15 protein-coding genes are annotated in these 16,088 nt (G+C 61.7%); 5 read left to right on the top strand and 10 right to left on the bottom strand.

The features are described 5' to 3' along the window. Positions 1 to 23 precede the first annotated feature (23 nt). From IM737_RS09525 to IM737_RS09510, 4 genes are all read left to right on the top strand, one after another. Positions 24 to 926 carry a serine kinase gene (locus tag IM737_RS09525; RefSeq protein WP_236899676.1) on the top strand — a complete coding sequence of 301 codons (903 nt, stop codon included), beginning with the start codon at positions 24 to 26 and terminating at the stop codon, positions 924 to 926. Positions 927 to 1,147: 221 nt separating this feature from the next. Continuing rightward, complete coding sequence (locus IM737_RS09520; protein WP_236899675.1) at positions 1,148 to 2,335, top strand: polysaccharide biosynthesis/export family protein; 1,188 nt, start codon at positions 1,148 to 1,150, stop codon at positions 2,333 to 2,335. A gap of 17 nt (positions 2,336 to 2,352) precedes the next feature. Then, the gene (locus tag IM737_RS09515) at positions 2,353 to 3,159 is read left to right on the top strand and encodes a family 16 glycosylhydrolase (RefSeq protein ID WP_236899674.1); all 807 of its coding nucleotides are present in this window, start codon (positions 2,353 to 2,355) and stop codon (positions 3,157 to 3,159) included. Positions 3,160 to 3,211: 52 nt separating this feature from the next. Continuing rightward, positions 3,212 to 4,114 carry a polysaccharide pyruvyl transferase family protein gene (locus IM737_RS09510; protein ID WP_236899673.1) on the top strand — a complete coding sequence of 301 codons (903 nt, stop codon included), beginning with the start codon at positions 3,212 to 3,214 and terminating at the stop codon, positions 4,112 to 4,114. Between the two features lie 3 nt (positions 4,115 to 4,117). Here the strand turns inward: IM737_RS09510 and IM737_RS09505 are convergent, their stop codons facing one another. From IM737_RS09505 to IM737_RS09475, 7 genes are read right to left on the bottom strand one after another with little or no spacing between them, the layout of a single operon-like run. After that, positions 4,118 to 5,605 (bottom strand): lipopolysaccharide biosynthesis protein, encoded by a 1,488-nt coding sequence (locus IM737_RS09505; protein ID WP_236899672.1) that lies wholly within the window; start codon positions 5,603 to 5,605, stop codon positions 4,118 to 4,120. 40 nt (positions 5,606 to 5,645) lie between these two features. Continuing rightward, positions 5,646 to 6,497: a galactosyl transferase gene (locus IM737_RS09500; RefSeq protein WP_236899671.1), complete on the bottom strand. Its 852-nt coding sequence runs from the start codon at positions 6,495 to 6,497 to the stop codon at positions 5,646 to 5,648. Continuing rightward, on the bottom strand, positions 6,494 to 7,525 hold the full coding sequence (locus IM737_RS09495; RefSeq protein WP_236899670.1) for a glycosyltransferase family A protein: 1,032 nt from the start codon (positions 7,523 to 7,525) through the stop codon (positions 6,494 to 6,496). The genes IM737_RS09500 and IM737_RS09495 overlap by 4 nt, the downstream gene beginning before the upstream one ends. Beyond that, positions 7,522 to 8,742, bottom strand: a complete 1,221-nt coding sequence (locus tag IM737_RS09490; RefSeq protein WP_236899669.1) for an O-antigen ligase family protein — start codon at positions 8,740 to 8,742, stop codon at positions 7,522 to 7,524. Before IM737_RS09490 ends, IM737_RS09495 begins: the two co-directional genes overlap by 4 nt. After that, the gene (locus IM737_RS09485; protein ID WP_236899668.1) at positions 8,739 to 9,725 is read right to left on the bottom strand and encodes a glycosyltransferase family 2 protein; all 987 of its coding nucleotides are present in this window, start codon (positions 9,723 to 9,725) and stop codon (positions 8,739 to 8,741) included. The genes IM737_RS09490 and IM737_RS09485 overlap by 4 nt, the downstream gene beginning before the upstream one ends. Positions 9,726 to 9,767: 42 nt before the next feature. After that, positions 9,768 to 10,163 carry a hypothetical protein gene (locus IM737_RS09480; protein ID WP_236899667.1) on the bottom strand — a complete coding sequence of 132 codons (396 nt, stop codon included), beginning with the start codon at positions 10,161 to 10,163 and terminating at the stop codon, positions 9,768 to 9,770. Positions 10,164 to 10,183: 20 nt separating this feature from the next. Beyond that, positions 10,184 to 10,897: a sugar transferase gene (locus tag IM737_RS09475; RefSeq protein ID WP_236899666.1), complete on the bottom strand. Its 714-nt coding sequence runs from the start codon at positions 10,895 to 10,897 to the stop codon at positions 10,184 to 10,186. 1,035 nt (positions 10,898 to 11,932) lie between these two features. Here IM737_RS09475 and galU point away from each other — a divergent pair. Continuing rightward, a complete protein-coding gene (gene galU / locus IM737_RS09470) occupies positions 11,933 to 12,844 on the top strand; it encodes a UTP--glucose-1-phosphate uridylyltransferase GalU (RefSeq protein ID WP_236899665.1) in 912 nt (303 codons plus the stop codon). Positions 12,845 to 12,850: 6 nt separating this feature from the next. Here galU and IM737_RS09465 read toward each other — a convergent pair whose 3' ends face one another. From IM737_RS09465 to IM737_RS09455, 3 genes are read right to left on the bottom strand one after another with little or no spacing between them, the layout of a single operon-like run. Then, the gene (locus tag IM737_RS09465) at positions 12,851 to 13,756 is read right to left on the bottom strand and encodes a glycosyltransferase family 2 protein (RefSeq protein WP_236899664.1); all 906 of its coding nucleotides are present in this window, start codon (positions 13,754 to 13,756) and stop codon (positions 12,851 to 12,853) included. Next, complete coding sequence (locus IM737_RS09460) at positions 13,753 to 14,769, bottom strand: glycosyltransferase family 2 protein (protein WP_236899663.1); 1,017 nt, start codon at positions 14,767 to 14,769, stop codon at positions 13,753 to 13,755. The genes IM737_RS09465 and IM737_RS09460 overlap by 4 nt, the downstream gene beginning before the upstream one ends. Then, on the bottom strand, positions 14,766 to 15,920 hold the full coding sequence (locus IM737_RS09455; protein WP_236899662.1) for a glycosyl transferase family 1: 1,155 nt from the start codon (positions 15,918 to 15,920) through the stop codon (positions 14,766 to 14,768). The genes IM737_RS09460 and IM737_RS09455 overlap by 4 nt, the downstream gene beginning before the upstream one ends. Positions 15,921 to 16,088: the final 168 nt, after the last annotated feature.

Raw genomic sequence — 16,088 nt, 5'->3', positions numbered from 1 at the left:
CTGTGGCTGGCAAGGGGTTGGCAATGCGCCCAGATCAGTGCTTTCGCTATGAATTGTTCGGCATGACGGTGCAATCGGACATCGAGATGCCGCAGATGCGGGCGGCTCGCGCCGAAGGAACCGACCTGACGATACGGCGAACGCGTATTGCCGATCCGCTGCGCGGTGCTGAAGGGGCCGTCTCTCGCTTCGATGGCGACAAGCAGTATCTGGGGTGGGACACCGTCGGCGGCTTTCGGGTCGTCAACGAGACGCTGATCGAGGTCGATCCCAATCCGGGTGTGTCGGACTTTCTGGTAGCGCTGCCGCTGCTGGGCTCAGTGATGGCGACCCTGCTACAGCGGCGTGGTCTGTTGGTCCTGCATGCCAGTGCTGCGGCGGTGAACGGGAGTGGCATCGGATTGCTCGGCGACAAGGGGGCCGGCAAATCGACCACTGCAGGCGCCATCGTGGCGGCCGGTCATGCGTTGCTTTCGGACGACGTGGTGGCCATCGATTTCGCCGAAGGCGCCAAGGTTGTGCCCGCCTACAGCCAGCTCAAGCTCTGGGAGTCGGCTGTCAACGGCATTGGCCTGGCAGCGCTCGAGCGGCAGGCGCAACTGCATCCTTCAATCGAAAAATCGCAATTCAGCCTGACCGAGGGCTTCTGCGATCACCCTGTTCCGCTGGCCAACCTTTACGTCCTGACCCGCGGCGAGCATGCCGCGATTCTGCCACTCGATCCGCAGTCGGGGCTTCAGGCGCTGATGCGATATTCCTATATGGGCCGGTTCGGTGAAGCCGGGTTTGGCGGCAGCATCGGCGCATTTTTCCGTCGCGCCGCCGAGCTGGCCAATGCCGGTCGCGTGCGCATTCTGCAGGTTCCACACGGCGTTGCGAACATCCCCGATGCAATCACGGCCATTGAGGCAGATCTAGGAAATTAAGAAGGCTTTTTCGCTCCCCGCGCGCAGGACTGGGTTGTGCTGAGCGCCGATGTCAAACCGAACTTTGATGCTAGGCTCCGACCATGCAGACCAGCAAGCGGTCCGTGCAATCCGGCGCTTCGGCGGCGGACTTCGGAAATAGCAGATCGGGAGCATCCGGTATCGTGAAGACACGCAGACGTTGTGCCTATTCCTCCTTTGTTCTTGCCAGCGCATTGGCCATGTCCTGGCCATTTGCTGTGTCGGCCCATGCCGCCGAGCCCTATCTTCTGGGCATTTCAGACCGCATCGCCATAAAGGTCGTCGAATGGCGCCCGGGCGAAGGCGATTTCCGGGAATGGTCGGCGGTTGGTGGTGAATATGCCATCGGGCCCACGGGAACAGTGTCGGTGCCGTTCCTGGGCGAGCAAGCTGCCGCTGGACGGAGCACCGCCGATCTCGCGGCCGAGTTCAGCACCGACCTCAGCCAGTATTTCGGCCTTGCCAACCCGCCCAATGTAACGATCGAGATCGTCGCCTTTGGCCCGATCTACGTTCTGGGCGATGTTGAGGCGCCCGGCGAATATGCCTATAGCCCGGGCCTCAATGTCATCAAGGCGCTCAGTCTTGCTGGCGGCGAAAGGACCTCGGAAAGCGGCGCGATGAACAGCGAACGCGAGCTGATTTCGGCACGGGGTTCCTTCGGGGTGCTACGGGGGCAACTGGAGCGGCTGATTGCGACCCGCGCCCGTCTCGACGCCGAACTGGCTGGACAGGAACAGATTGCCGTACCGCAGGAACTGGCGTCGCTGGAAGGCTTCAGCGGTATCATGTCGGTCGAACAGGCTGTGCTTGACGCCAATTCCAGCAGGTCCGACGGGCAGGAACTCTCGCTCTCTGAATTTTCCGAGCTGCTGAAGCGTGAACTGGCCACGTTGCAACAGAAGCAGACGACAGTCGAGGGGCAGCTCGAAAACGCCAAGCAGGATCTGGCCGGCGTGCAATCGCTGGCCAACAACGGACTGGCGGCCAATACACGCGTGTCGTCAACCGAGCAGATGGTGGCCGATCTCGAAACCAGGCTGCTCGATATTGGCGTTGCCATCCTGCGCACGCAGAAGGACATCAACGACACCGATCGCAGCCTTTTGGCCCTGGGCGGCAACCGTACTGCGGACCTGACCACCGAACGGCAGCAGGTGGATGCCCAGATCGCGGATTTGCGCACCCAGATCGCCACGCAGCAATCGCTAATGGCCGACGCCTTGCTGCAAGGAGCCAGCGGCGGCAGCGATCTGGTCGATCATCAATATATCATCATACGCGACGGAGCCGAGTTGCAGGCTACCGATGTGACAGCCTTGCAACCGGGGGATGTCGTCAAGGTGGTGCTGCTGATTACGCAGCCAGAGGATGCGTCAAGTCTCTAGTTCACGGGAGTTCTACAATGGTCCATCTATCTCGAATCCAGCGCCCCACCCTGTCGAGTTCCGCCGCTCTGATTGCTCTGTCGCTGCTCTCCGTCGGAGCCGCCGCGCAAGAAACCAGTGTCAGCTTCTTTGATGACTTCAACACTTTCGACCGCGTGCGCTGGTATGCTTCTGATGGCTGGTCCAATGGCCCGCACCAGAATTGCGGGTGGGCAGACAAGCGCGTCACCCTCAACGATGGAATTCTGGAGATTGCCTTTGGTCCCGGTGAGATGGCTGGTCGCTCATTCACCTGCGGCGAAATCCGCACCCGCACGGCCTACAAATACGGAACATACGAGGCGCGCTTGAAGACGCCCGCCGGCTCGGGCCTCAATGCGGCGTTTTTTACCTATACCGGCCCGACCATGAACCAGCCGCACGACGAGATTGACTTCGAAGTGCTGGCCAAGGACACCGGCGAGATCAGCACCGGCACTTATGTGTCGGGCAAAAGCGGCCTTGGCACGCCGGGCAACGGCAATGGGCGATTGCTTGAATTGCCCTATGCCTCCGACAGCGATTTCATCCAGTACGGCTTCGTCTGGGCCCCCGACACCATCAGGTTCTATGCCAATGGCGAGCTCATCCGCACGATCGACGTGCCGCACGAAATCCCGACGCACGAGCAGAATGTGTTCTTCAGCCTATGGGGCAGCGACACGATGACTGATTGGATGGGACCGTTCGAGGCACCCGCGCAACCTATCAAGATGGAGCTCGACTGGTTCGGCTATACGGCACCGGGCGAGAGCTGCCTCTTCCCGCAATCCATCACGTGCTGAATTCACAAACCAGCCCGTCAGGGCGATTTCTGGCTAGCCTCAAGGGGAACAAATGAAACTGGTGTTTTTCAGGGGCAAGGTGCCGAATTTCGGCGACGAGTTGAACACGTCGGTCTGGCAGTCGATCCTGCCGGCAGGTTTTCTCGACGATGACGAGAGCGACCTGTTTGTCGGTATCGGCTCCATCATCGGCGACCATTTGCCCGCCAAGTCGCGCAAGCATGTGATGGGCTCGGGTTATGCCGGCTATATGGGTCGTCCCAAGATCGACGATGGCACCTGGAATATAGCTTTCGTGCGTGGTCCGCGCACGGCCGCGGCTCTAGGCCTCCCCTCCGAAAAGGCCATATGCGACAGTGCGATCTTGCTTCGCACCATGGATTTGCCGCCGGCGACGCCCGGCATCGATGTCGCCTTCATGCCGCATTACGAGAGTCTTGAGCGCGGCTTCTGGGCCGAGGCTTGCAAGATTGCCGGGATCACGCTGATCGACGCCACCGATCCCACCGACAAGATACTGGGACAGCTCAAAGGTGCGCGGCTGTTGATCACCGAGGCCATGCATGGCGCGATCGTCGCCGACGCGCTACGCACACCCTGGATCGGCGTCAAGCCGATCTATCGCGGTCATCACATGAAGTGGCTTGACTGGTCGGAGGCCCTGTCCATCGATCTGCGGGTACACGACCTCAAGCCGTCCAGCGTGCTCGAGCTTTATGTCGGGGCCACCGGGCGCGGTGGCGAGAACGGCCGCTCGGGCCGGCTGAACGAGAGCATATTCTCGGCATTGCCGAACAAGATCCTGACATACCGTGCCGCCCAGCACCTGAAGGCCATTGCCAAGCAGGAGCCGCAGCTCAGCTCGGATCAGGCGATCGCCGACGTGACCGACCGTGCCCTGGCGGCCGTGAACGGCTTCGTCCGCAACTACACCTCCAGCAAAGCCAGCGCCTGAGCTTCAGGCCGCTTTTTTTCCAGTCAGCATGACCGCCACGATGCGGCTCAGCTGACTGCGCGCCGCCAGTGCGAGCACGGCGATATAGACCAGGGCGCCTCCGCCTATGCTGGCCAGCAACCGGATGACAGCGTCCCCGGGCAGGACTTCCTTAATCGCCGATACGGCCACGAACATGGCGGCAGCAGCGAGTGCCGGCGCGACGAAGGGTTTGAAATAGGTGACTAGGCTGATGTTGAGCAGCCGCATGACCATGTGCACCGCCGGTAGCCACATCAGAAAGGACTGGATGGCGATGGCGGTCACCAGCGCATCGAGCCCCCAATTGTGGAAGAAGATGATGTAGAGGATCGTCATGGCCTGCCGGGCCAGCATGTAGAACAGCCAGAGCCCGGCCTGGCCTTGACTGCGGATCAGGGACGATTGCAGCACGCCGACACTGGTCAGCAGCCCCATGGCGCAGAAGGCCCGCACCGCGCCGACCGCATCACCCCAGTGATCGCCGAAAGCGATGGGGATGAGGTCGTCGGCCACCGCCGCCATGCCGATGAACAGCGGAAACGAGAAGATCGAGGATGCCAGCGTGGCAAAGATATAGGCGTCCCGCAGCTTGCCCGGCTCCTTTTGCAGCGATGACAGCAGGGGATAGGACACCGCATTGAGCGGGCTGGCGATAAGGTCGCTGATCAGTTGGAAAATGCGCCTGGCAAAGCTGAACAGACCCAGCATGGATGTGCCAAGCAACGAGCCGATGAGCACCTGTTCGAGGTTGATGGTCTGCAATGCCCGTTGGCCCGAGGAGAACAGGCCGAAGCGCGACAGGTCGCGCAATGCAGTGGTTCTGAAGGAAAATCTGGGCGCCCAGCGTGCCGACAGCATGGACGCAGCGCAGGCGATCAGCGACGAGGCGAGCTGTGAAAAGGCTAGGGCCCAGAGGCCATAGTTCAGTAACAGCAGCACAATGCAGATCGCCGCTGCGGCCAATGACGCGATGGTGGTGCGGACCGCCAGCTTCTGGAAGGCCATGGCGCGGGTCAGCAGGGCATTGGGTACCGCACCAAGCAGGTCGAAGAACACCTTCAGGCCGAGCAAGGGGATGAGAAGCTTCAGTTCCGGTGTGCCGAAGGCGTCGGCGAACGGCACGGCCGCCACGACTACTCCGGCATAGACAAGCGCCGCGACCCCGAAGCACAGCCAGAAGACGGTATCGAGATGATCCCGGGTGATTTCGGCCCGCTGCACCAATGCGTCGCCAAACCCTACCGGGACCAGGGCACTGGCGATCGTAGTGATGGTCGCCGCCAGCGCGACGGTGCCGAATTCGGCCGGGCCGAGGGCGCGCGAGGTGGCGAGGAATACCAACGCGCCGATTGCCGCCGGGGCGAAGCCGCTCAGCAAGGACCAGAGCAGGCCGACAATGGCGGCGCGGGTTCGCCCGGTCTTGAGATGATCGTAACGCGCCTCAGGCGTGGTCTGGCCGGTAACACTCAAAATCGGTTCTTTCACATCGTCGTCAGGCCCTGCCGGTTGGCTAGAGGCTCATGCCGAACGCATCGGCCATGCCCTTGGAGACGAAGCGCAACTTACTCACATTGTTCAGCAGCAACCCCGGCGATTTCAGGGTTTTCTTGTTCACCACGAAGTTGCGGACCATGCCGCGCGACTTGCTGTGCGCCCCGGCATGGCCGACGCGATAGATCGCGCCAGGGAAGGGCAGCGGTTGCAGCGGGCTGCCCTTGGCGGCAAGGATGGCCTCGATGCGGACATGGCTGCCTAGCATGGTCTTGACATAGTCCTCGCTCCCCGCAGCCACGGCAGCCGGCACCTCATAAAGGTCCGAGCGGATCACATGCGAGGTGCCGCAGAACGTGGCGAAATGGGAATGGAGGTAGGCGAGGCGCCCGCCTTCGGACCAGATATAGCCGTTCTGGATGGTCCAGCCGTTGGCGCCAAAATTGCTGGCGGCATGCGCGGTGATATCGCGGCTGACAAAATCGTCGTCGTCCACGATCATGAAATAGCCGGTCTGCCCCGCCGCGATCATGCCCGACAGCACACGGCGCCCCTTGTCCCAGCGGAACGCGTCATACATGGCTTCCTTGTCGCCGGCCCCCAGGTCGTGGAGCTGGTTGGGCGGGAAGGTCACGCGCACCACCTCGAAACCTTGCGGCAGCGCAGGAATCTGGGCGCCGACATTGGCGACGATCAGGCCGCGCCAGGAGGCGTGCGTCTGGTTGGCGATCGATTGCACCGTCTGCATGAGGCGGCCGACAAGCGCCGGCCAATCCTTGGCATTGTCTTGATGCCGCACCGGGATGATGAAGGTCACCACCGGCGCGTCAGTCTGGCTCGCGAGTGGCTTGTCGACTGCTTCCAGGCTCATGCTGCACCTCTGGGTTGGTAGTCGGCTCCGCTCGACCGCACCCTGGATGTGGCCCGGCGGGAAGCGATGAAGTCGTTCAATGCCGCGTCGGATCGGCCAAAAGCTGCCACCAACCCGGACCGCAGGGCGGTGCGCGCCGTCTGCACCGGCGGCAACGGCGCACCGGCTTGATGCCAGATCATGGATCTCACCAGACCATCGGCGCGCACAGCAGGGGGCGCAGCGAAGCGCTCGCTGTCGAGATAGCTCTTCCTTGCCTCAGCAGGCAGTTCGTTCCAGACGGCGCGACGCAGGCGCTGGACATTGCGCTTGAGATTGAGTTCGCGGCGCAGATACGAGGTGTTGAGACCGGCATTGCGCGTCGTCTGCTCGGCATTCTCGGCCCAGACCGCCAGCGGCTCCATGGCGACGTAGATCGGCTCGCGAATGGAGAATGTCCGCAGATATTCCTGCAGCGTCGCCGTGCAATTGTACTGGATTTCGAGCTCACTGCGGGCGTGGCGGCTCCAGAACAGGCCGCCATTGGACACGCCGATGCCCATCAGCAGCGATGTGCGGAACGTCAGCGGGTCATAGAGGCCGTTGGTGAAGACGTCATCGAGCACGCCCTTCGTCCCTAGATAGGCCGCATCGGTGCCGCTGGCATGCTCGAAGAGCTGGTTGCGCAGCACGATATCGACGCCCTGGGACTTGCAAAGGGCGATATTGGCCTCGAGGAACGTGTCGAGGATGAAATTGTCGTCCTCAACGACGCAGAAATACTCCGCGCCATGGGGATTATTGCGGCTGAAGCACTGGTCGATGTTCATGGACGCGAAGTTCTGTCGGACGTTTCTGTGATAGACGATCCGTGGATCGGCCAGCGCCAGGCAGACCGTCTCCGCCGACCCTTGTGGGTCATCGTCGTAGACGTCGCAGACCCAATTGCTCCAGGTCTGTGCCTGCATGCTGCGCAGTGCCCGCGAAAGCGCTTTGGGCCGGCGATAGGTCGGGGTGCGTATCTGGACGAGGTTGGTAGTGTCTGTCATGGGCTGGATGCTCGCACTCCATAGACCAGCGCAACCACGACTAAGGTGGTTGGCAGGCTGAACTGGAAAAACAGGGAAACCTCCACAAAACTGCCGAAAACGGCAGTGGTGAGATAGCCAAGGAACAGGGCGGTGGCCGGAGAAGGGTCTCTCAACCCCCATTTCAATGCCAGAAAGAATGCGCCGAACAACATGGCTACCTGAATCGTGACGCCAGCGGTTCCGATCTCGACTGCGTTCGAAATGTAGGTGTTGTGGAAGTTGAATCCGGACCGGCTGGCGATACCAAACTGCGCCCATAAGATTTCTGCCGGCGAATAGCCCTGGAGCCAGAATGCCCGATAGCCAACACCGAACAACGGATTCTCGCGGATCAGGTCGATGCCCACCGCCCACAAGTCCGTTCGCCCCGTTAGGGTCGTATCCTTGCCGGTCGTGTTGAGCACCAGGTTCATCAATTCGCTCCAATAGCCAACCGCAAGGAGCGATGCGATCACCGCTAGCATGCCGACCACGCAGAGCAGTACTGCCCTCTGTAGTGGAGTCAGCCAACGACCGCTCAACACGAACAGCATGGCACCCAGGCTCGGCATCAGCATAATGATCGCGCCGGCTGACTGGGCCAGGAGCAGAATGGGACCCGACACCACCAGCGAGATCAGCGCAGTCACACGCTGCAGGCGTGAGCCCTCCTTGTCCACTAAGGCGGCTACCGATGTCAGGATGAAGACAGAAACGATGGCCGCGAACGCATTCTTGCTGCCAAAGATGCCGATCCAGGCGCCCGACGAATTGCGCACCCTGCCGAATAGTACACTGGCGATTATCGCCATCAGGAAGATGCCGAATAGGATGCGGACCAGTGTGCGGGGCGGTACGCGGCAAGCGATCACTATGGCGATCGCCACGCTTACGCAGAGCTGAAGCGAGCCGCGAAACGTCTCTGCAGGGGCCTGCGACCAGAGTGTCGACAGGGCGCAATAGACCGGTAGTAGCAGGACGTACCAGAAGCGCGCCAGCGATTGGATGGTGTGCGGTATTTTGGTGGCCATCAGAAGGCCGCCGCAGAGAAGGAAGATCAGCGCAGCCAGCCCGCCGAACAAAGGATTGAGGAGAAGGACGCCAAGCGAGACCGATGTCAGGCACGCGGCAATATTGAACTCAATCACCGGGGCTCGCACCGAACCCATAGCCGATGGGTGCGCGTAGGCGGTCATCCGGCAACCTTTCCGCCAAGCCGGCGCGTCAGCCGCTCGCTGACCGATCGCCCGAGCTTAACCAGCAGGCTCGGTTGGCCGAGCATCGCGCCCAGGGCGGGCAGGAGACGCCGTGCCTTGATCGCCTCGACCAGTTCCTCAAAGTCTAGGCGTCCCAGAAGTGCCTTGCGGCGGCGCTGGAATGCCGTGGTCATGGCGGCCGGGAAGGGGCCGTTTTGAGCCACAAACCGATCCTGGCTCGCGATCATGGCGCGCACGGTCGACACCGACAGCCGATGTGATAGCGACTGGCTGTGCCGGCGGTAATAGTACATCGCCTCGGGAGCAACGCAGAGCTCCGCGCCGCTCAGCAGCAGGCGAAGCAGCAGGTCGTAGTCCTCGCCGACCCGGAGCGTCTCGTCATAGCGCTGACTTGCCAGCACGGAGCTGTGGATCAGTGGCTTGAGGTATCCGAAAGCCACGGGGTCGCCGGCCTTGGTCCTGCCGTCAACGAACAGTTCGGCCGTGATCAATTCGGGCTCGGCATAGCTTGCCGACTGGAACAGTTGAGCATGCGGCTTTGCGCCATCCACGAAATAGAACAGGTCGTCGGCCACGATGCCGACGTCGTTGTCACTGGCCAGCGCGACCAAGCGGCCAAGACGGTCCGGGGTAATGAGGTCGTCGGCATCGACGATGGCGATCCACTCACCCCGGGCCAGGTCCAGGGCAAGATTGCGCGCTTTGGCGGGGCCAGCATTCGCGGTGAGGGGGAGCGGCCGGACCCGGCTGTCGGTCGCGGCGAACGACTGCATAATCGCAACGCTGTCATCGGTGGAGGCGTCGTCGACGACGATGACTTCGATATTGCCCAGCGTCTGGCTCAGCACCGACTCGATAGCGGCACCGAGATAGGCGCTGCCGTTGAAATTTGCCATGATGACCGACACCTCGGGGCGGGCGCCGGACAGCATGTCTCCTCCCTCGCTCTGGTCATGTGACATGAGAACCTCTCGGCGCGGGTGTATCGATCAGAAAAGAGCGGCCTAACCGGACGATGCTACGGCCGGGTCCACGACTGGTTGCAACTGGGCGATCAAATCGTCCACTTGGGCAGACAGCGCCTGCAGCTGTTCGATCTGCGATGAAACATCGCTGACCCTTTGCGTCGCCTCGCTGGCATTGCGCTCGGCCAGGGTAATGGAGGCCTCGTCATCGTCTGATCGCGCACCGAACTCGGCCGTATTGTCGAGAAGGTTGGCAGCCTGGGCGTAGTAGAGTTCGACCCGTCGCCGCAATCCGTCGCGCTCGGAAACGGCGCTTGCGATCGCCTGCTCCACCGACCGCTTCACGGCGGTCAGCCGCTCAAGATCGGTCGTGTAATTGCGAGCGGGGTTGCGGGAGCGGAAGAGGGAGGGTCGGAGCGAGAAAATGGAGCTCATGTCGATGATCCCCCCGCTTTCTAGCGACTGCCCGTCCGCAGTAGAACGACCTTGATCGTTCGAACCATGATGATGATATCGCCCAGGAACGACCATTCGCGAACATACTGGGCGTCGAGCTGGACACGACGATCGTAGTCCACATCGCTGCGTCCGCTCACCTGCCACAGGCCGGTGATACCGGGGCGCGTGCTGACGTAGGACGCAATGTCGTTGGCGTAGCGAATAACTTCGGCCTGCACGATGGGACGTGGCCCCACCAGGCTCATGTCGCCCCGGATGACGTTGATCAGCTGGGGCAGTTCATCCAGGCTCGTTGCTCGCAAGAAAGCGCCGAGCCGGGTAATGCGCGGGTCGTCGCGCAACTTTTGGTTCGCGTCCCACTCGGCCCTGGCCTGCGGGAAGGTCTCAAGATGGCGCGCCAAAGCTTCCTGAGAATTGGTCACCATCGAGCGGAACTTCAAGCAACGGAAGCGGCGCCCCTTGTGTCCGATGCGCTCATGACTGAACAAGACCGGGCCGCGATCGGTGGAGATCATGATGACCACGATGAAGAACATGGCGGGCAGAGCAAAGAGCAGTAGCGTCAAGGCGACGGATATATCGAATGCCCGCTTCGCAGCGCCGCCCTTGGGAAAGCGAACATCGGATGCCGAGTTTGATGCATCAATTTCGTAGTTCATTACCGACATCTGGCCACCTGCGTGCTGAAAGACGTTTCTGGTTTCGATCAACCGGCGTACCGGTCTCGGTTTTACTTTGCTGCCGCAAACTGTATTAGCGACGAATGCGGTTGTGCCTAAATATTAGCCACTCCTGTGACCACTATTGCAGTTCGTTATGCAATTAAGGAACCATGAATAGCCGGGCATGACAACAGATCGGGCGCATGGCAGTCATGCGCGCATCGCAGCGTGTTGATGAAGACGATTCCCAAAATTGCCTAGATTGCCAACTACTGCGCATAGCACTGATTCATCATCAGTGCGGCCCTGCGAGGTGGTGCCGTTGTTGCGTGGGCAAGAGGCCCTTTTCGGGGTTGTGGGGTCTAGAGGCCGATAAGTGGAGCGATGCCGCGCCACAGCAGATAGAGGCCGAACCACGACAGGACAATGAAGGCGAGGGCAGTCAGGCCCATTGGCCAGCTCTGCCATATTCTCCGGCGATGGGGGACGGCTCCGACCCCGCTTTCGAGGTCCTTCTTGTCCGCCTGTTCCCTCTGTACCATAAGTTCCTCGCGAATGGCGGCCTGCTGTATCTGGTGTACAGCCCATCGAATTAGCGCAACTTTAAGACGCGCCGCGCCTGCAGCTGACCGACACAAGAAGCAGTCATAACGGTAAATCAGAACTAAAGCGAGTTGCTCGAGGAGCAACGCCTGGTCAATTCAACGACATTGTGCGTGTGTTTATTGATGGGCCCGTGCCGCGAGAAGGTTCCGGGGCGGCGCATTTTCGCATCCGGCGGTCATCTATGGCGAGCTTCATACTTAGCGACAGTAAATATACTCGAAAACGACAGCGCGACTACACCAAAGGACAGGTTGGCCATCAGTAGGTTTTGCAATCAAAAGCAAAATGCCAGCAGTGTGGATAAAGCTGCTGGTTCAGTCGGCGGTTGTAAGTCAGAAGTGTGGACTTTTGTTGACGATGGGACATCTGCCATTTTTGCGGCAGTGCCATGCAGTGAGCGCAGATGTCCGCTGATAGACTTTGGCGGTCCGTTGTGGTCGCATGACGTGACTGACGGCGATCAACGGAGCTTTCCTCGTGACCAAGCGCGTTAGGACTGCGGTATTCCCAGTCGCAGGTTTGGGAACCCGCTTCTTGCCTGCGACCAAGGCCCTACCAAAAGAGATGCTGACAGTGGTCGACAGGCCATTGATTCAATACGCTGTCGATGAAGCCAGAGAGGCCGGAATCGAACATTTCGTCTTCGTGACGGGTCGAAGCAAGGGTGTGATCGAAGACCACTTCGATCGGCAATTCGAGCTGGAAACGACGCTGGAAATCCGAGGCAAGACGAAGGCTCTCGAAGAGCTCCGCCGGGATCTGCCTTCGGCCGGACGAACCAGCTTCACCCGCCAGCAGGAGCCGCTCGGTCTGGGCCACGCCGTGTGGTGCGCCCGCGATATCGTTGGCGACAACCCGTTTGCGCTGCTGTTGCCCGACATGCTGTTCAAGGGCAAACCAGGCGTCCTCAAGCAGATGATGGACGCCTATGAAGAAAGCGCGGGAAACATCATCGCCATCGAGGAAGTGCCCCATGCCGAGGTTTCGTCCTACGGTGTCGTGGGACGTGGCCATGGTGAGGACAACGGCTTCCAGATCACCCAGATGGTTGAAAAGCCCAAGCCCGAGGACGCTCCCTCCAACCTCATCATTTCCGGGCGCTATATCCTGCAGCCGGAGATATTCTCGCTGCTGGCCGACCAGCCGCGCGGCGCCGGCGGCGAAATTCAGCTGACGGACGCCATGCAGACGCTGATGACGCTTCAGCCCTTTACCGGCGTGAAATATATCGGCCAGAGCTTCGACTGCGGCTCCAAGGTTGGCTTCCTGACCGCCAATGTCGCCTATGCACTCGATCGTGCCGACATTCGGGAAGGCTTCCTGGCGGCGCTCGAAAGGCTCGAACTCGACGACGTCCTGCTCGAGCCGGCCAAGGCCGCTGCTGAATAGCAGCGGTCAACTCGGTCTTTGCTGACCATAAAGGGCGGGCTGCGCAGCGCCGTAGAGCCCGCCGATGACACCCAGATGCAGCACGCCGCGCAGGAGGTTCTTGCGCCAGCCGATGGGCGAATAGGCCGAGACTACGGCCATGCCCAGGCAGGCGGCTGCCTTGGCCGCGGCAATGCAGGCGGCAGGGATAGCAAATCGGGTCTTCGCACGCAGACGCGCGCCATGTGTTTGCCCCGAGCGCAGCCGGCGGCTGAGCAGCCAATTCATGGCCGCCCGGTTTGTCGGTACCGGTTCGTCGATCCAGGCCTCTGGGGCGAAGGCTATAGCGCCGCCGGCGTCGCTGTATCGGTAGAAGAAGTCGGTGTCCTCGCCGCCTGATTTGCCCAAGGACAGGTCGAAGCGCTGCGCGCTGAGCGGCATTTGCCAGCGCATCAGCACGTTGCATGTATAACCGGTCCGTATCGTCCCGCCGACTTGGACGGGAAGTGTCGAATGAAAGTCGCCCTCCGTCAGCCAGCGCGGTGCTGACGGTGAATAGACCGCTCGTACCGGGCCAAGCACGACGCCAGCCCCGGTCTCGGTAGCCTTGGCGAGCAAGTGCTGCAACCAGAGCGGGGAGACTACTTCGTCGTCGTCGACAAAGGCGATGAAATCTGCCGTCGCCGCATCGAGGCACGCATTGCGGGCGATCGAGATATTGGCTGCCGGGCTGTGCAGGTAGGTGATCGGAAACGGGAATCCTGCAGCCACGCTTTCCACCAAGGCCCGGGCGCTGGGCGTGTGGTCATTGTCCGAGATCACGACGCGGATGGCGATGTCCCTTGCATCGAGTCTGGCGATAGACGCCAGCGTTTCGGCAAGGTAGGCGCGGCGAAACGTGCAGACGCAGATATCGACGCTGTGCCTGTTCATGCCGGCCCCGGTGTCCGCTTCTGCGGCAGCGACTCCGCCAGATGCAGCCAGAAGCCGGTCGACCAGGCCAGTTGCATGATCATGGCACTGATGCCGACCAGCGGCGCCCCTTGGGGCGGCAGCTCGTAGCGGTCTGACATGCGCAGCGCCGACAGACCGCCCAGTCCCAGGCAAGCGGCGACCCAGAGGCCGAGCGGCACCAGCGCCGTCCAGTGAACCAGGGCCAGCGGCACCAATGCAGCTGCCGGCACGATGGCCAATGGCAGCAATTGGCGCAACCGCGGTCGCATCCGATGCTTGAGCAGGTTTCGGGCACGGCCCCGGCCATAGCCGAAATACTGTTTCGACAGGCCGGTCACCGAGGCCCGTGGGAAATAGGTCATGGTTGTGGCATCGGTAAGCCAGATGCGGAAGCCCGCCTGGGTCAGCCGGAAATCGAGTTCGGCATCCTCATTGTGCCGGAACGTCTCATCGTAGCCTCCGACGGCGACATAGGCCGGGATGCTCATCAGCGCGTGGTGGCCATGGGCGACGAAGCGCCCGGACCTGCCGGTTCGATGTTCCGAACCGCCGGTGCCGACGATCGAGTTTTGTGCCGTCGCTACCGCACGCTGGAACAGGCTGGTGCCAACTGTCTTCATCGGCACGACGACGCTGTCGACACCGTGCTCCTGCGCCTCGCGAACCAGCGCCCGGCAATAGTCAGGTGGATAGGCGCCGTGCGCATCGACGCGGATGACATAGTCGACACCGGCGCCATGGCGCTCAACCGCAAGATTGATCGCCGCGCTCTGAATGCGTTTGGGATTGGGCAGAAGCTCGACCCGCGCGCTACGCCGCGCGAAGTCGCGGACGATGTCGAGCGTGCCATCATCGCTACCGCCATCGGCGACGATGATGCGTGCGTCCAGGGCCTCTGCCTCGGGCAACAAGCCCTCCAGCAGGCTGGCAATATGCTTGGCTTCGTTCAGCGTCGGAATGACGATCAGGCACGTCTTGCTCGGCATGGTCATGCGACCTCCGTGGCTAGGTTGATATCGGCTCTAAGGCTGGAAAGGCGAGAGACCAGGGCCTCGCAATCGGCCTCACCATAAGAAAACAGCGAAGGGTCAAGCGCCGCGACACGACCCGCCATCATGCGGACCGTCGACGCATCGAGCCCGCCCAGGGTGCCGCGCAACGTTTCAGCCTCGATATCGGGCACGATCAGGCCAATGCCATGCCGTTGAAGGAAAGCCGCCGTTTCGGTACCGGCCACCGCGATGGGAATGGCGCCGTGCAGGCATCCCTCGTAGAGACGGTTTGGCAGTAGCCAGCTCGAGTTCTGCCCGGCTTCGAAAAAGTCGATGGCCCAGGAGAAGTGCACGTCCGAATAGATGGCGGGCAGATCGTCCGGATTGCGATAGGGTCCGGCGAACGTCAGACCGGGTTGCGCGGCGGCCCGGGCATGGAAGTCGTCGAACTCGGTCAGCGCCGGTCGGCCACGCAGCACGACCTCCAGCCGCCCCCCCATGTCCGCGGTGAGCTGGGACAGGGCATCGAGGGACCGGCTGCAGCGCAGGGCGCCGAACCAGCCGATGCGCAACGGGGCTTCCACGTTATGCAGCGCCGGATTGCGGCCACGTTCGCCATTGCCGATGGGTGCCTTGTTCTCGACGATCAAGGCGGGCGGGCCGCCATAGATGTCGAAGTAATTGCGCAGAAAGCCAGGCGAACTGGTGGTCAGGAGCGCCGCTGGGGCTGACAAGTAGCGCTCTGCCGCGCGCATGCCGCGGCCGACGAAATCCTGGCGCAGCAGCAACCGGTGGATATCGAGACACTCATAGACGATCGGGTGATGGCCGCCCCATAAGGCGCGCAGGCGGTTGGCCAGGGGTAGCATTTCGAGGTTGCGGGCCATGATGATGTCGGGAACATCCCGGCCACCCAGGGTGCGCATGATGGTTGCCAGGGCCTTGGCGACGGCAACCAGCCGTTGCCCGAACCGGCCATCGAAGGTTTCGCCCAGCACGACCACATCACTGGCATCGAGGCTGGGTAGAGCTGCCCCTTTGCGGATGAAGCCGGCAACGGCCACCGAGGCGCCCCCGGTTCGCATCATCGATATCCGCCGTGCTGCCGCCGGATCCGCCAGATTGGGCGTCAGGTAGAGCACCTTGAGCATGCTCAGGCCTGCCACGCGTGGGGAGCGCCGAACAGGCGCGCGGTTCGGGCCATGCCTGCGTCAAGGCATTGACTATAGAGCATGGCTCGCGCCTCTCAGGTTCAGTCAAACTACCCGTCGAGTAGGGCTTGGCACGAGCGTCAGGTCAACCAACGAAGGTGGGCTGCT

Origin of the sequence: Devosia sp. SL43 (genome assembly GCF_021729885.1) — a bacterium.
Taxonomy (GTDB): Bacteria; Pseudomonadota; Alphaproteobacteria; order Rhizobiales; family Devosiaceae; genus Devosia.
This window is presented reverse-complemented; position numbering and strand designations above follow the sequence as displayed.

What these genes read in the sequence shown, in the direction of transcription:
- IM737_RS09525 (WP_236899676.1), top strand. Translation starts at nt 24, where the DNA reads ATGCGCCCAGATCAGTGCTTTCGCTATGAATTGTTCGGCATGACGGTG.
- IM737_RS09520 (WP_236899675.1), top strand. Translation starts at nt 1,148, where the DNA reads ATGTCCTGGCCATTTGCTGTGTCGGCCCATGCCGCCGAGCCCTATCTT.
- IM737_RS09515 (WP_236899674.1), top strand. Translation starts at nt 2,353, where the DNA reads ATGGTCCATCTATCTCGAATCCAGCGCCCCACCCTGTCGAGTTCCGCC.
- IM737_RS09510 (WP_236899673.1), top strand. Translation starts at nt 3,212, where the DNA reads ATGAAACTGGTGTTTTTCAGGGGCAAGGTGCCGAATTTCGGCGACGAG.
- IM737_RS09500 (WP_236899671.1), bottom strand. Translation starts at nt 6,497, where the DNA reads ATGAGCCTGGAAGCAGTCGACAAGCCACTCGCGAGCCAGACTGACGCG.
- IM737_RS09495 (WP_236899670.1), bottom strand. Translation starts at nt 7,525, where the DNA reads ATGACAGACACTACCAACCTCGTCCAGATACGCACCCCGACCTATCGC.
- IM737_RS09490 (WP_236899669.1), bottom strand. Translation starts at nt 8,742, where the DNA reads ATGACCGCCTACGCGCACCCATCGGCTATGGGTTCGGTGCGAGCCCCG.
- IM737_RS09485 (WP_236899668.1), bottom strand. Translation starts at nt 9,725, where the DNA reads ATGTCACATGACCAGAGCGAGGGAGGAGACATGCTGTCCGGCGCCCGC.
- IM737_RS09480 (WP_236899667.1), bottom strand. Translation starts at nt 10,163, where the DNA reads ATGAGCTCCATTTTCTCGCTCCGACCCTCCCTCTTCCGCTCCCGCAAC.
- IM737_RS09465 (WP_236899664.1), bottom strand. Translation starts at nt 13,756, where the DNA reads ATGAACAGGCACAGCGTCGATATCTGCGTCTGCACGTTTCGCCGCGCC.
- IM737_RS09460 (WP_236899663.1), bottom strand. Translation starts at nt 14,769, where the DNA reads ATGACCATGCCGAGCAAGACGTGCCTGATCGTCATTCCGACGCTGAAC.
- IM737_RS09455 (WP_236899662.1), bottom strand. Translation starts at nt 15,920, where the DNA reads ATGCTCAAGGTGCTCTACCTGACGCCCAATCTGGCGGATCCGGCGGCA.